At 71.9% G+C, this 13624-nt stretch carries 12 protein-coding genes; 5 read left to right on the top strand and 7 right to left on the bottom strand.

Annotated features, from left to right (window positions below):
• Positions 1 to 563: 563 nt before the first annotated feature.
• Positions 564 to 1340, top strand: a complete 777-nt coding sequence (locus NS331_RS20115; RefSeq protein ID WP_058643734.1) for a DeoR/GlpR family DNA-binding transcription regulator — start codon at positions 564 to 566, stop codon at positions 1338 to 1340.
• Positions 1341 to 1370: 30 nt separating this feature from the next.
• Here the strand turns inward: NS331_RS20115 and NS331_RS20110 are convergent, their stop codons facing one another.
• From NS331_RS20110 to NS331_RS20100, 3 genes are read right to left on the bottom strand one after another with little or no spacing between them, the layout of a single operon-like run.
• On the bottom strand, positions 1371 to 1805 hold the full coding sequence (locus tag NS331_RS20110; protein ID WP_058643733.1) for a YeeE/YedE family protein: 435 nt from the start codon (positions 1803 to 1805) through the stop codon (positions 1371 to 1373).
• Between the two features lie 7 nt (positions 1806 to 1812).
• A complete protein-coding gene (locus tag NS331_RS20105; protein ID WP_058643732.1) occupies positions 1813 to 2247 on the bottom strand; it encodes a YeeE/YedE family protein in 435 nt (144 codons plus the stop codon).
• 34 nt (positions 2248 to 2281) lie between these two features.
• On the bottom strand, positions 2282 to 2638 hold the full coding sequence (locus tag NS331_RS20100; RefSeq protein WP_082702642.1) for an ArsR/SmtB family transcription factor: 357 nt from the start codon (positions 2636 to 2638) through the stop codon (positions 2282 to 2284).
• Positions 2639 to 2724: 86 nt separating this feature from the next.
• On the opposite strand from NS331_RS20100, the gene NS331_RS20095 reads away from it, so the two are divergent.
• Entirely contained in the window at positions 2725 to 3618 is an 894-nt protein-coding gene (locus tag NS331_RS20095) for an MBL fold metallo-hydrolase (RefSeq protein WP_058643731.1), read from the top strand.
• On the opposite strand, the gene NS331_RS20090 is transcribed toward NS331_RS20095, so the two are convergent.
• The 4 genes from NS331_RS20090 to NS331_RS20075 are packed head-to-tail and all read right to left on the bottom strand — an operon-like array spanning position 3593 to position 10226.
• Positions 3593 to 6748 carry an efflux RND transporter permease subunit gene (locus NS331_RS20090; RefSeq protein ID WP_082702641.1) on the bottom strand — a complete coding sequence of 1052 codons (3156 nt, stop codon included), beginning with the start codon at positions 6746 to 6748 and terminating at the stop codon, positions 3593 to 3595. The genes NS331_RS20095 and NS331_RS20090 overlap by 26 nt on opposite strands.
• A 16-nt stretch (positions 6749 to 6764) precedes the next feature.
• Positions 6765 to 7916, bottom strand: a complete 1152-nt coding sequence (locus NS331_RS20085) for an efflux RND transporter periplasmic adaptor subunit (RefSeq protein WP_058643730.1) — start codon at positions 7914 to 7916, stop codon at positions 6765 to 6767.
• Between the two features lie 28 nt (positions 7917 to 7944).
• On the bottom strand, positions 7945 to 9549 hold the full coding sequence (locus NS331_RS20080) for an efflux transporter outer membrane subunit (protein ID WP_058643729.1): 1605 nt from the start codon (positions 9547 to 9549) through the stop codon (positions 7945 to 7947).
• Positions 9546 to 10226, bottom strand: coding sequence for a CerR family C-terminal domain-containing protein (locus tag NS331_RS20075; RefSeq protein WP_058643728.1), 681 nt, complete (start codon positions 10224 to 10226; stop codon positions 9546 to 9548). Before NS331_RS20075 ends, NS331_RS20080 begins: the two co-directional genes overlap by 4 nt.
• 92 nt (positions 10227 to 10318) lie before the next feature.
• Between NS331_RS20075 and NS331_RS20070 the strand changes: the two genes are divergently transcribed.
• From NS331_RS20070 to NS331_RS20060, 3 genes are read left to right on the top strand one after another with little or no spacing between them, the layout of a single operon-like run.
• Positions 10319 to 11719 carry a DUF2130 domain-containing protein gene (locus tag NS331_RS20070; RefSeq protein WP_058643727.1) on the top strand — a complete coding sequence of 467 codons (1401 nt, stop codon included), beginning with the start codon at positions 10319 to 10321 and terminating at the stop codon, positions 11717 to 11719.
• A 38-nt stretch (positions 11720 to 11757) separates the two neighbouring features.
• Positions 11758 to 13278: a sigma-54 interaction domain-containing protein gene (locus tag NS331_RS20065; RefSeq protein ID WP_058643726.1), complete on the top strand. Its 1521-nt coding sequence runs from the start codon at positions 11758 to 11760 to the stop codon at positions 13276 to 13278.
• A 56-nt stretch (positions 13279 to 13334) separates the two neighbouring features.
• Positions 13335 to 13550: a hypothetical protein gene (locus NS331_RS20060; RefSeq protein ID WP_242873834.1), complete on the top strand. Its 216-nt coding sequence runs from the start codon at positions 13335 to 13337 to the stop codon at positions 13548 to 13550.
• Positions 13551 to 13624: the final 74 nt, after the last annotated feature.

The raw sequence follows: 13624 nt of genomic DNA, 5'->3' as shown, positions 1-13624 counted from the left end.
GCCGCCACCGCCGCCGCAGGCGGCCAGGGCGAGGGTGCAGGCGAGGGCGCCGAGGCCCAGGCTGCGTGGACGTGCGCGTCGTGAGGACAGGTGTGTGCGTGGCATGCCGGTTCTTTCGGTGAACGGTCGAATGGCGGCCGCTGCCGGATGCGGCGCCGCCTGTGCTTTCCCCATCTGCGGTGAGCGGCCGGCGGCCGGAAAGGCGCGCGGAAATTCACAACAAATGACTCAAATCCACAATTTGCCAACAATCCATGTCAGTGCCATGACCTGAGGCCGACGCGGCTCCCGCCACGGGTTCGGGCCGGGGCTGCCCGAGCCTGGGAGGGCGCTTCGACAGGCTCAGCGGGAACGGTGGCAAGTGATGGGCGGTGTGTGGGCGACGTGCCGGCCGTCGTGCGGTCGCTCCCATCCGTTCGGGCTGAGCCTGTCGAAGCCGGGTGCCGCGCTGCACACAGGGCCGGTTCAGGTCCGCGCCGCTACGATGCCCGGGCGGTGCCCGGCGGCGCGGATGCGCGAACCGCCGCGGCGCCGCTTGTCCCGTCTCTTCCGCCGCCACCTTCATGCTCCAACAAGCCCGCATCCACCGAATCCGCAGCCTGCTCAGTACCCAGGGCGCCGTGAGCACCGACCGGCTGGTGCAGGAGCTGGGGGTGTCGCGGGAAACGGTGCGGCGCGACCTGCAGGCGCTGGAGTCCGAGGGCGCCCTGCGCCGCGTGCACGGCGGCGGCGTCGGCATGGAGGCGTCCAGCCGCGAAGCGCCGCTGGCCGTGCGCCAGGCCACGCGGGCGCGCGAGAAGAAGACCATCGCGCGCGCCGCCGCCCGCCTGCTGCGGCCCGGCCAGACGCTGCTGATCGACGCCGGCACCACCACCGCGCTGCTGGCGCAGGAGCTGGCCGGCCTGAGCGGCTTGACCATCGTGACCAACGGGCTGGAGGTGGCGCGGCAGCTCACGCGCGACGAGAAGAGCCGCCGCGCCAACGAGGTGGTCCTGCTGGGTGGCCAGCTGCTGACGGAGGTGCCCGCCACCTGCGGCGCGCAGACCGTGGCGGAGATCCAGCGCTACCGCGCCGACGTGGCGCTGCTCTCGCCCGTCGGCCTCTGCGCCGAGCATGGGGCCAGCAGCTTCGAGCGGCCGGAGGCCGAAGTGGCCCGTGCCATGGTGGCGGCCGCGCACCGCTGCATCGTGCTGGCCGACCACAGCAAGATCGGCCAGCGCAGCCGCATCGCCTACGCGCCCATCGGCAGCGTGCACACGCTGGTCACCGATGCGCGGGCCCGCCGGCACGCCGGCATGGCGGCGCTGATGGCGTCGAGCTGCGAGGTGGTGTTCGCCTGAATGCCTGAAACGGGCGAGCGGCCCTGGCGCTCAGGCCGTCTGCGCTCGCCGATGCCGGGCGTTCTCCAGCCACGAGAACAGCGCCATGCCCGCCACCATCGCCGCGACGAAGAGCCAGGCCTCGCGGTAGCCCGCGGCGGCGCTCACCAGCGCTGGCCCGGGGCAGAAGCCCGCCAGGCCCCAGCCCGCGCCGAAGACCAGGCTGCCCAGCACCAGCCGGCGGTCGATGCGCGTGGCCTGGGGCAGCTGCATCGCCGCGCCCAGCAACGCGTGGCTGCGGCGCCGCGCCAGCGCGAAGGCCGGTGCCGCGACCGCGATGGCGCCGCCCATCACGAAGGCGAGCGACGAGTCCCAGGGGCCGGCCAGGTCCAGGAAGCCGAGCACCTTGGCCGGGTCGGCCATGCCGGACAGCAGCAGGCCGAGGCCGAAGACGAGGCCGGAGAGAAAGGCGGTCAATGCAGGCATGGCGGGTTCATCCGATCAGATGGCGGAGCAGGAAGACCGTGGCAAAGCCGGCGGCCATGAAGGCGAGCGTGGCGGCCAGCGAGCGCACCGAGCCGCGCGAGAGCCCGCACACGCCATGGCCGCTGGTGCAGCCGCTCGCATAGCGCGTGCCCAGGCCCACCAGCAGGCCAGCCGCGATCAGCAGCGCAGGGCTGGCCGCGATGTGCGCGGCCGGCAGGGCGGCGCCGATCTGCCACGCCATGGGCGCGGCCAGCAGCCCGATGAGGAAGGCCAGCCGCCACGCGCGCTCGCCCGGCGCGCTCCGGCCCACCAGCGTGCCCAGGATGCCGCTGATGCCGGCGATGCGGCCATTGGCCAGCACCAGCAGGGCGGCGGCGAGGCCGATGAGGGCGCCGCCAGCGAGCGAGCGCCAGGGCGTGAAGTGGAGCCAGTCGAGGGTCATGGAAAGGGTCCTGGATGGAAAAAGAGAAGCCGCCTCACTGCGGCGCACAGAAGCTGGCATGCAGCGCCTGCATCAGCCGCAGCACCTCGGTGCTGGCCAGCGCGTAGTAGATGAACTTGCCCTCGCGCCGCGTCTGCACCAGGCCTTCTTCGCGCAGCACGCCCAGCTGCTGCGACAGGCTGGGCTGCACGATGCCGGTGGCGGCCTGCAACTCGCCGACGTTGCGCTCGCCTTCGGCCAGCATGCACAGCAGCAGCAGGCGGTCTTCATTGGCCATGGCCTTGAGCAGGGCGCAGGCGCGGCCGGCGGAGGCGCGCAGCTGGGCCAGCGCCTCGGGGCCGGGCGTGGCGTCGTGATGCAGGTCGGCAGAGGTCGTTGCAGCGCGTGGCATGGCCAACAGTTTATTGAAAAATAAACTATCGTTCAATAAACTGTTGTCCAGTCCTTTCCGCATCTCTTGCTTTCCAGGAGCCACCGATGACCGACGAGCCTGTCGCCGCCCGGGTCCAGCCTTTCTTCGACCCGGCCACCTTCACCATCAGCCATGTGCTCTTCGAGCGCGAGGGTGGGGCCTGCGCCATCGTCGATTCGGTGCTGGACTACGACCCCAAGTCCGGCCGCACGGCCACGCACTCGGCCGACCGGCTCATCGACTTCGTCCGCGCCCATGGCCTCACGGTGCAGTGGCTGCTGGAGACGCATGCGCATGCCGACCACCTCTCGGCCGCGCCCTACCTGCAGAAGGCGCTGGGCGGCACCATCGCCATCGGCTCGGCCATCCGCACGGTGCAGGGCGTGTTCAACAAGGTGTTCAACCTGGAGCCGGGCTTCGCGCTCGACGGCTCGCAGTTCGGCCATCTGTTCGAGCCCGACGAGGTCTTCCATGTCGGCGCGCTGCGGCTGCGCGCCATGCACGTGCCCGGCCACACGCCGGCCGACATGGCCTATGTGGTGGAGGACGAGGCCGGCACGGCGCAGCTGGCCTTCGTGGGCGACACGCTTTTCATGCCCGACGTGGGCAGCGCGCGCTGCGACTTTCCCGGCGGCGATGCGCACCAGCTCTACCGCTCGGTGGCGCGGCTGCTGGCGCTGCCGCCGGCCACGCGCCTCTTCCTGTGCCACGACTACCCGCCCGAGGGCCGTGCGCCGGCCTGGGAAACCACGGTGGCCGAGCAGCGCCGCGCCAACATCCACCTGCACGACGGCGTGGACGAGGCCGGCTTCGTCGCCATGCGGCAGGCGCGCGATGCCACGCTGACCATGCCGGTGCTGATCCTGCCGGCCATCCAGGTCAACATCCGCGCCGGAGCCCTGCCGCCGGCCGAGGCCAACGGCGTGCGCTACCTCAAGATTCCGGTGGACGTGCTGTAGCCGCCGGATGGTCGCGGCCTTCGGCGGTGTCGTCCGCCGAGGCCGGCCGGCCGCGCCGGAACAGCCGCTTGAGCCACTGCTCCAGGTCGTCCACGTAGGTGAAGGTGGCCGGGATCACCAGCAGGCTCAGGATGGTGGACGTGACCAGCCCGCCGATCACCGCCACCGCCATCGGCGAGCGGAAGCTCATGTCCGCCTCGCCCCAGGCCAGGGCGATGGGCATCATGCCGGCGCCCATGGCGAGCGTGGTCATGATGATCGGCCGGGCCCGCTTGTGGCAGGCGTCGAGCAGCGCGTCCCAGCGGCTCATCGGCGCCGCGGCCGGCCGGCCGTCGCTGCCGTCGTGCCCGCGCCGGGCCACGATGGCGTACTCCACCAGCAGGATCGAGTTCTTCGTCGCGATGCCCATCAGCATCACCAGCCCGATCAGCGAGGGCATCGAGAAGCTCTTGCCCGCCAGCAGCAACGCCACGAAGGCGCCGCCCAGCGACAGCGGCAGGGCCGCCAGGATGGTGGCCGGCTGCAGGAAGTCCTTGAACAGCAGCACCAGCACGATGTAGATGCACAGCACGCCGGTCAGCATGGCCAGACCGAAGCTGCTGAACAGCTCGCCCATCATCTCGGCGTCGCCGACGTCGATGGTGCGCACATTGGGCGGCAGGTTCCGGATGGCCGGCAGTTCGCGGATGGCCTCGGCCACCTCGCCCAGGCCGCGCTCGCCCAGCTCGATCTCGAAGTTGACGTTGCGCGCGCGGTCGTAGCGGCTGATGACGGCCGGGCCGCCCGCGGGCTCCAGCGTGGCGACTTCGCCCAGGCGCACCGGGCCGCGCGTGCCGGGGACGGTCAGGCGCTCCAGCGTCGACAGGTTCTCGCGCGCACTGTCGGCCAGCCGCACCACGATCGGCACCTGCCGCTGCGCCAGATTGAGCTTGGGCAGGTACTGCTCGTAGTCGCCCACCGTGGCCACGCGCAGCGTCTCGGCAATGTCGCTGCTGGTCACGCCCAGGTCGGCGGCGCGGGCAAAGTCGGGGCGCACCGCGATCTCGGGCCGCACCAGGCTGGCGTTGGAGCTCACGTTGCCCACGCCGGGGATGGTGCGCAGGTCGCGCTCCACGTCGCGCGACGCGGTGGCCAGCGCCTGCGGGTCCTCGCTGGACAGCGCCAGGATGTACTTGTCGTTGGAGCCGCCCAGGCCCACCTTGACGCGCACGCCCGGCACCTCGGCCATGACCTGGCGCAGTTCGCGCTCGATCACCTGCTTGACCGGCCGCTCGCCGCGCGGCGCCAGGCGCAGCGTCAGGGTGGCCTTGCGCGGATCGCTGCCGGCGCCGCCGGCCATGGGGTCGGCGCCCGCCGCGCCGCCGCCGATGGCGACGTAGATGCTCTCGATGTGGCCCACCTTGCGGATGCGCTCGCTGGCGGCCTCGACCGCGCGGCGCGTGTCGGCCAGCTTGCTGCCGGGCGGCAGCTCCAGCGTCACCTGGGTCTGCACGTTGTTGTCCGGCGGGATGAAGCCCGAGGGCAGCAGCGGAATCAGCGCCAGCGAGCCGACGAAGAACACCAGCGCACCCAGCAGCGTGAGCCCGCGATGGCGCAGGCACCAGGCCGAGGCGCGCATGTAGCTGCGCATCCAGCCGGGCTCCTTGTCGTGGCCCACCAGCGGCTTGAGGATGTAGGCCGCCATCATGGGCGTGAGCAGCCGCGCCACCACCAGAGACGCGAACACCGCCAGCGCCGCCGTCCAGCCGAACTGCTTGAAGAAGCGGCCCGGAATGCCGCTCATGAAAGCCGTCGGTAGAAACACCGCGATCAGCGTGAAGGTGGTGGCGATCACCGCCAGGCCGATCTCGTCGGCCGCCTCCATGGCCGCCTGGTAGGGCGACTTGCCCATGCGCAGGTGGCGCACGATGTTCTCCACCTCCACGATGGCGTCGTCCACCAATATGCCCACCACCAGCGACAGCGCCAGCAGCGTGATGATGTTGATGGAAAAGCCCAGCAGGTACATGCCGATGAAGGCCGGGATGACCGACAGCGGCAGCGCCACCGCCGAGACGATGGTCGCCCGCCAGTCGCGCAGAAAGAGCCACACCACCACCACCGCCAGCAGCGCGCCTTCATAGAGCAGGCGCATGGAGCTGTCGTACTCGCCGCGGGCGATGTCCACGAAGTCGAAGGTGCGCTGCAGCCTGAGGTGCGGGTAGTCGGCCTTGAGCTTGTCCAGCGCCTTCTCCACGCCGTCGCCCACCTCCACCTCGCTGGCGCCGCGGCTGCGCGAGATCTCGAAGCCGATCACCGGCTTGCCGTCCAGCAGGGCCATGGCGCGCGGCTCGGCCGTGGTGTCGGTGACGGTGGCCACCTCGTCCACGCGCGCATGGCGGCCGTTGCCCAGCGGGATCTGCATGGCCGCCACTTCGGCCGCCGTCTTGGCGGTGGCCAGGGTGCGCAGCGGCTGCTCGGCGCCGCCCAGTTCGGCCCGGCCGCCGGCGCTCTCCATCTGCACCTGGCGCAGCGTGCGCGAGACCGCCGCGGCCGTGATGCCCAGCGACTGCATGCGCGCCGGATCGAGCGCGACGCGCACCTCGCGCGTCACGCCACCCACGCGAGTGATGGCGCCCACGCCCGGCACCGCCAGCATGCGGCGCGACAGCACGTCGTCGACGAACCACGACAGCTGCTCGTCGTCCCAGTTGTCGGAGGCGATGGCATAGGCCTGCACCGGCTGCGAGGACAGCTCCAGCTTGGCCACGATGGGGTCGCGCAGGTCGGCCGGCAGGTCGGCGCGCACGCGGCTCACGGCCGAGCGCACGTCGTCCACGGCCTCCTGCACGGGCTTCTCCAGCTCGAACTCGGTGGCGATGGTGGCCTGCCCATCGACCAGCGTGGACGTGATGTGCTTGACGCCCTGGATGGTGGCGATGGCGTTCTCGATCTTGCGCGCCACGTCGCTTTCGAGCTGCCCCGGCGCGGCGCCGGGCAGGGCGGCGGTGACGACCACCACCGGCAGGTCCATGTCCGGGAAGTTCTGCACCTTCATGGACTTGAAGGACAGCAGCCCTGCCAGCGTCAGCAGGACGAAGAGCATCGCCGCCGGAATGGGGTTGCGGATCGACCAGGCGGAAAGGTTCATGCGCTTGGCTCCTGCGTCACTGCTTGGGCGCCGGCGCGGCCGCCGCCGACGCAGGCTGGCCCTGCACCTGCACCACGTCGCCGTCGTTGAGGAAGGCGGCACCGCGCTCGACCAGCTTCATCTGCGGCGTCACGCCCTCGGCGATGGCGATGCGGTCGCCCGCGCGCTGGCCGGCGGTCACGCGGCGCATGGCCACCTTGCCGTCGGCGCCCACCTCGAAGACGCTGGCGAAGCCGTCGCGCACCACCACGGCCGACTGCGGCACGGTGAGCTGCTCGATGCGGCCGAGCATGAATTCGCCGCGCGCATACATGCCGGCGCGCACGTCGCCGTTGGCCGGCAGGTCCACGTAGACCAGCGCATTGCGCGTCTGCGGATCGACCGTGGGCGCCAGGGCGCGCACCGTGCCTTCCACGGTGACGCCGCTCGCGGCCGTCACACGCGCCTTCTGGCCCACGCGCACCTTGGGCAGCTCGTTGGAGGCGACCTCGGCCCGCCATTCGAGCCGGCCGCGGCGCACCACGCGGAACAGCTCGGCGCCCGAGCCCACCACCGCGCCCACGGTGGCGGTGCGCGAGGAGATGACGCCGTCGTCCGGCGCCAGCACCTGCGTGTTGCGCTGGCGCACCTGCTGCGCCTGCAGCGCGGCGCGGGCGGCCTCGACCCGGGCCTTGGCGGTCTGGCCGGTGGTGAGGTACTGGTTGATCTGCGCCTGGCTCAGCGCGCCGGTGGCCGACAGCGTGCGGGCGCGATCGGCATTGGCGGCGGCGTCGGCGGCGGCGGCCTCGGCCTCGGCCAGGCTGGCGCGGGCCTGGGCCACCTCGGCCTTCACCGTGTCGCCCGAGAAGGTGGCCAGCACCTGGCCCTTCCTGACCACGTCGCCCACGTTCACCCGCACGTCGGCCAGGCGCAGGCCGGCCGATTCGGAGCCGATGACGGCCTCCTGCCAGGCGGCGATGTTGCCGTTGGCCGGCAGGCCGGCCACCAGCTCGGCCGGCTGCGGCTGCACGACGGTGACGGTGAGGGCGGGGCGGGCGGTGGCGGCGGGTTGGTCGGCCTTCTTCGCCTCGCCGTCGGCGGGCTTGCCGCGCAGCAGGAAGAAGGCGGCCACGGCCAGGACGGCCACGACGAGGATGACGAGAAAGAGCGGGCGGCGGGAGCGTTGCATGGCGAGGGTTCCGTGCGCGGTGCGGGATTCAGGGGCGTGGCGCGGTCCGGTCGACGGACGCGGCAGGGGCGGTGGTGGCGCTTGCGGTCGCGGTCGGTGCGGCGGGGCCCGTGCGCGATGCGTCGGCCGTGCTGGCGGATGCCGATGCCGCGTCGACGCCGGGCCGTTGCCAGCCGCCGCCCACCGCGCGGTAGAGCGCGACCCAGGCTTCGCTGCTTTCGCGCTGCAGCGCCACGCGCGCGGTCTGCGCGGCGAACAGGGTGCGGCGCGCATCCTCCAGTTCGAACAGGCTGGCCAGCCCGGTCTGGTAGCGCGACTGCGCGGCGTCGAAGTTGGCCTGGTAGCCGCGCACGGCGGTGTCGGCATCGGCGGCGCGCTGGCGGGTGCTGTCGAGGTTGGTCAGCGCCTCTTCCACCTCGCGCACGGCCTGCCGCACGCTGGCGCGGTACTGCACCACGGCCTCGTCGTAACGGGCGCGGGCCGACTCGGCATTGGCGGCCGACACGCCGCCGTCGAACAAGGGCACCGCCAGCGCCACCGGGCCCACGCTCCAGGTGTCGAGCGAGGCGCGGAAGCCCTGCGTGCGCAGCTGCAGCCGGCCGACGTTGCCGCTGAGCGTCAGGCGCGGATAGCGCTGGGCCTGGGCGGCGCCGGCCTCGCCGCTGGCGGCGGCCACGGCACGTTCGGCTGCGAACACGTCGGGCCGCTGCGCCAGGGCCTGGGCGGGCACCGCCTCCACCATCGGTGGCGCGGGCAGGGCGGGCGTGGTGGACTGGGCGTCGAGCCGCAGCGCCAGTTCCTCGGCCGGGAGACCGGTCAGGGCCACCAGGCCGTGGCGCAGGATGCGGCACTGCGCACCTTGCTGCGTGAGCCGGGCCGAGGCATCGGCCGCGCTGGCCCGGGCCAGGGCGGCATCGGCCGGCGCGGTGAAGCCGGCGTCGGCCGACAGGCCGGTGAGCCGGGCCGTCTCGGCGCGCGAGCGGGTGTCGGCCTCGGCCACGGTGAGCTGGCGGGCGCAGGCGCGCTCGGCGAAGTAGGCATTGGCCGTCTCGGCCGCCACGGCGATGCGGGCGTCGTGCCAGCGGGCCTCGCCGGCCGCCAGGCGGGCATCGGCGGCATCGCGGCTGGCGCGCAGGCCGCCGAAGAGGTCGATCTCCCAGCTGGGCTGCAGCGTGGCCTGCAGGATGGTGGCGGGCGGCACGCTCGTGCCGCTGGTCGTCGTGGTGGTCCCCGTGGTCGGCGCGGCGCCACTCAAGGGCGAGGCGCTGCGGGTGGCCGACAGGTTGCCGTCCAGCCGCGGCGCCAGGGCGGCGCCGGCCTGGGTGCGGGCGCCGCGGGCCTCGGTCACGCGCGCGGCCGCGCTGGCCACGTTGGGGCTGGCAGCCTGGGCCGCCTCGATCAGTTCGGCCAGCAGAGGGTCGCCGCCAGCGCGCCACCATTGGGCGAGATCGGCGGCGGAGCCGTGGTGGGGCAGGGCGTCGGCAGGCACGGGGCTGGTCCAGCGGGCGGGCACGGGGGTCTGCACGGCCGCGGGCGGACGGGTGACGCCGCAGGCCGCCAGGGCCAGCACCAGAGGCAGCGCGGCCAGCAGCCGTGTGGGCACGGGGCTGGGGACGCGAAGGGTCGGTCTCATGTCGAAGCTTCCTCGGAAACGGTGGCCGCGCGGCGGCTGCGTTCGGCGCCCACCAGGGCCTGGGCCATGCCGGCCAGCCGTTCGGCCCACTGGTCCACGGCGCGGGGGCCGCGCAGCAGGCCGGGGCGGATCGCGTCGATGAAGTCGCGCGTCACGTAGGGCTGCATGGCCAGGCCGATGACGGCGAAGGCCAGGCGGTGGATGTCGTCGTCCACCCGCGCGCCCAGGTGGCGGGCCAGCAGGCGCACCATGGCCTGGTGCGGCGCCTTGATGTCGCGCTCGACTTCGGTGGCCCACTGGCTGCTGGGCTCCAGCATCTCGCGCAGGTGCAGGCGCATGCACTGGCGCACCGGCTCGCCCAGCTTGAGGGGCGCCAGGTATGCCGTCATGAACACGGCCAGCGCCTCGCCGAGCGACAGGCCGGGGGCGGACCACAGGGCCGTGGTCTCTTCGGCCGTGCCGCCCAGGGGCTCGGTGAAGCAGGCGGCATACAGCCCGGCCTTGTCGCCGAAGTAATAGCTGATGGCGCCGATGTTCATGTCGGCGGCGGCGGCGATGGCGCGGGTGGAGGTCTTGGCGAAGCCCTGGTCGGCGAACAGGGCGAGGGCCGCCAGCAGCAGGCGCTGGCGGGCCTCGGCCCCGTCGCCCCGGGCCGGCTTGGGCGAGGCGGTGGTCATGCGGGGGCCGATTAGAGCACGAAGATCAAACGAATGATTAAAGTCGGCGCCACGCTCGCGCCTTTGTCCGACGCCGCGCTAGGATCGTGCGCATGCAAGACATCCTCTGCCCCCACTGCGGGAAGGCCTTCAAGATCGACGAGTCCGGCTACGCGGACATCCTCAAGCAGGTGCGCGACGGCGATTTCGACCGCCAGCTGCACGAGCGGCTGGAACTGGCCGAGCAGGACAAGCGCAACGCGGTCGAGCTGGCGCGCGCCCAGCTGGCCGGCGAGCTGGAGCGGAAGGCGGCGGCGAAGGAGGCCGAAATCCTCGAACTCAAGGCGCGGCTCGACGCCGGCGAGGTCGCGCGCCGGCTGGCGGTGAGCGAGGCGCTGGGCGGCATCGAGCGCGAACGCGACCAGCTGGCCCACGAACTGGCGCAGGCCCGGCAGGAGCGCGAGTCCGCGGCCCGCCTGGCCGAGGCGCGGCTGGCGAGCGAAGTGCAGAAGGCGGCGGCGGCGAAGGATGCCGAGATCCAGGCCCTCAAGTCCCGCCTCGACGCCGGCGGCATGGCCCAGCAGCTGGCCGTCACGCAGGCCGTGGGCGTGGTCGAGAAGGAGCGCGACGCCCTGCGCAACAACCTGGAGCGTGTCGCGCTGGAGAAGCAGGTGGCCGAGCAGATGCTCAGGGACAAGTACGAGACGCAGATCCGCGACCGCGACGACGCCATCGAACGCCTGCGCGACATGAAGGCGCGCCTGTCGACCAAGATGGTGGGCGAGACGCTGGAGCAGCACTGCGAGACCGAGTTCAACCGCATCCGCGCCACCGCCTTCCCGCGCGCCTATTTCGAGAAGGACAACGATGCGCGCAGCGGCAGCAAGGGCGACTACATCTTCCGCGACCTGGACGAGGACGGCACCGAGATCGTCTCCATCATGTTCGAGATGAAGAACGAGAGCGACGCCACCGCCACGCGCAAGAAGAACGAGGACTTCTTCCGCGAGCTGGACAAGGACCGCACCGAGAAGGGCTGCGAATACGCGGTGCTGGTCTCGCTGCTGGAGCCCGAGAGCGAGCTCTACAACACCGGCATCGTCGACGTGTTCCATCGCTATCCCAAGATGTACGTGGTGCGGCCGCAGTTCTTCATCCCCATCGTGACGCTGCTGCGCAATGCGGCCACCAAGGCGCTGGGCTACAAGACGGAGCTGGCGCTGGTCAAGGCGCAGAACCTGGACATCACCCGCTTCGAGACGCAGCTGGACGACTTCAAGACCGCCTTCGGCCGCAACTGGCGGCTGGCCTCCGATGGCTTCGAGGAGGCCGTCAAGCGCATCGACGAGGCGATCAAGGACCTGGAGAAGACCAAGGACGCGCTCTACAAGTCGGCCAACAACCTGCGCCTGGCCAACGACAAGGCCGAGGACCTGACGATCAAGAAGCTCACGCGCGGCAACCCGACCATGGCGGCCAAGTTCGCCGAGCTCAAGGATGCGGGCAGCGACTAGGCCTGATGGCATCGACCCCAACGCTACGATCGCGCGCCATGTCTGCCGCCCCTACCGACCCCACGCTGCCGCAGGACGCCCAGGGCATCCTGGCGCTGGCGGCGCGCTCGATGTTCCAGCTGTTCTCCAGCATCAGCCAGGGCATGTTCCTGATCGACCGCAGCGGGCGCATCGTCTGGGTCAACGAGGGCTACCGCCGCTTCCTGCCGGCGCTGGGCTTCGACGGCGTGGACCAGTTCGTCGGCCACATGGTGGAAGAGGTGATCCCCAACACCCAGATGCGCCGCGTGCTGGAGACCGGCGAGCCGGTGCTGGTGGACCTGCTCACCAACAAGGCCGGCACCTTCGTCGTGAGCCGCCTGCCGCTGCGCGAGGAGCACGACGACGGCACCGGCCCCGTCATCGGCGCCATCGGCATCGTGCTCTTCGACCATCCGCAGACCACGCTGCAGCCGCTGGTGGCCAAGTTCGCGCTGCTGCAGCGCGACCTGGACGAGGCCCGGCGCGAGCTGGCCAGCCAGGCCAGCCGGGCGGCGCGCAACGGCCTGGAAGGCGGGCTGCCGCGCCAGGCCAAGTACAGCTTCGCCAGCTTCATCGGCAGCAGCCCGGCGGCGGTGGAGGTCAAGCGCCATGCGCGGCGCGCGGCCCAGTCCACCAGCCCGGTGCTGCTGCTGGGCGAAACGGGCACCGGCAAGGAGCTGCTGGCCCATGCCATCCACGGCGCCTCGGCGCGCGCGGCCGGGCCCTTCGTCAGCGTCAACATCGCGGCCGTGCCCGACACGCTGCTGGAGGCCGAGTTCTTCGGTTTCGCGCCCGGCGCCTTCACCGGCGCGGACCGGCGCGGGCGCGAGGGCAAGTTCAAGTTCGCCGACGGCGGCACGCTGTTCCTGGACGAGATCGGCGACATGCCGCTTTCGCTGCAGGCCAAGCTGCTGCGCGCCCTGCAGGAGGGCGAGATCGAGCCGCTGGGCTCCAACAAGCTGGTGGCCTTCGATGCGCGGGTGATCGCCGCCACCTCGCGCGACCTGCCGGCGCTGGTGGCGCAGGGCCGCTTTCGCGAAGACCTGTACTACCGCCTCAACGTGCTGCCCATCCGCGTGCCGCCGCTGCGCGCGCGGCGCGGCGACATCCCGGCGCTGGTGGAGGCCCTGGGCGACGAGGTGGCCCAGCGCACCGGCGATGCGCCGCCCGAACTGCTGCCCGACGCCCTGGCCCTGCTGGCAGGCCAGCACTGGCGCGGCAACATCCGCGAGCTGCGCAACGTGCTGGAGCAGGTCACGATGCGCAGCGACTCGCAGCGCATCGATGCGATGCAGCTCGAGCGCATCCTGCGCGAAGCGGGGCTGGACCAGATCGAGCGGCCGGCCACCCTGCAGCCCAGCCACGATGCCGACGCGCAGGCGGCGCTGCTGCTGCGCCCGCTGTCGCAGCAGGTGGCCGAGCTCGAGCGCAAGGCGATCGCCGCCGCGCTGGCGTCCACCGGCGGCAACAAGCTGGCGACCGCGCGGCTGCTGGGCATTTCGCGCGCGACGCTGTACGAGCGCATGGGAAACCCATGAGCGTCAAGGCACTGCGTTCCACCTTCGGGCCCAACTGCCACTGGTGCGGCTTGCCGATGGACTTCGACGAACCCGCGGGACGGCCGGAATCGGCCACCATCGAACATCTCGTCGATTCGACCTTCGGCGGCGTCCGCTCTTCGAAGCACCGGCGGCTGGCGCATGCGGCCTGCAACCATGCGCGCAACCAGTTCCGCCAGCAGGCCGAGCGCCAGTTCACGCAATGGATCGTCGAGCGTCAGGCCCTCGGGAAAGCCCTGCCTGAAAACTGAACAAGTGGCTGAATTTCAGGCATCGCCACTGTTCTGAAATCAGCCAATCGACGTTGCTTTCGGATGAAGATTCG

Origin of the sequence: Pseudacidovorax intermedius, assembly GCF_001476815.1 — a bacterium.
GTDB classification, from domain to species: domain Bacteria; phylum Pseudomonadota; class Gammaproteobacteria; order Burkholderiales; family Burkholderiaceae_C; genus Xenophilus; species Xenophilus intermedius_A.
Note: the sequence above shows the minus strand (reverse complement) of the source record. Positions and strands in the feature narration are given on the sequence as shown.

Excerpts from the sequence above, each read along its gene's own strand:
- NS331_RS20115 (WP_058643734.1), top strand. The coding sequence starts at position 564 with ATGCTCCAACAAGCCCGCATCCACCGAATCCGCAGCCTGCTCAGTACC.
- NS331_RS20110 (WP_058643733.1), bottom strand. The coding sequence starts at position 1,805 with ATGCCTGCATTGACCGCCTTTCTCTCCGGCCTCGTCTTCGGCCTCGGC.
- NS331_RS20105 (WP_058643732.1), bottom strand. The coding sequence starts at position 2,247 with ATGACCCTCGACTGGCTCCACTTCACGCCCTGGCGCTCGCTCGCTGGC.
- NS331_RS20100 (WP_082702642.1), bottom strand. The coding sequence starts at position 2,638 with ATGCCACGCGCTGCAACGACCTCTGCCGACCTGCATCACGACGCCACG.
- NS331_RS20095 (WP_058643731.1), top strand. The coding sequence starts at position 2,725 with ATGACCGACGAGCCTGTCGCCGCCCGGGTCCAGCCTTTCTTCGACCCG.
- NS331_RS20090 (WP_082702641.1), bottom strand. The coding sequence starts at position 6,748 with ATGAACCTTTCCGCCTGGTCGATCCGCAACCCCATTCCGGCGGCGATG.
- NS331_RS20085 (WP_058643730.1), bottom strand. The coding sequence starts at position 7,916 with ATGCAACGCTCCCGCCGCCCGCTCTTTCTCGTCATCCTCGTCGTGGCC.
- NS331_RS20080 (WP_058643729.1), bottom strand. The coding sequence starts at position 9,549 with ATGAGACCGACCCTTCGCGTCCCCAGCCCCGTGCCCACACGGCTGCTG.
- NS331_RS20075 (WP_058643728.1), bottom strand. The coding sequence starts at position 10,226 with ATGACCACCGCCTCGCCCAAGCCGGCCCGGGGCGACGGGGCCGAGGCC.
- NS331_RS20070 (WP_058643727.1), top strand. The coding sequence starts at position 10,319 with ATGCAAGACATCCTCTGCCCCCACTGCGGGAAGGCCTTCAAGATCGAC.
- NS331_RS20065 (WP_058643726.1), top strand. The coding sequence starts at position 11,758 with ATGTCTGCCGCCCCTACCGACCCCACGCTGCCGCAGGACGCCCAGGGC.
- NS331_RS20060 (WP_242873834.1), top strand. The coding sequence starts at position 13,335 with ATGGACTTCGACGAACCCGCGGGACGGCCGGAATCGGCCACCATCGAA.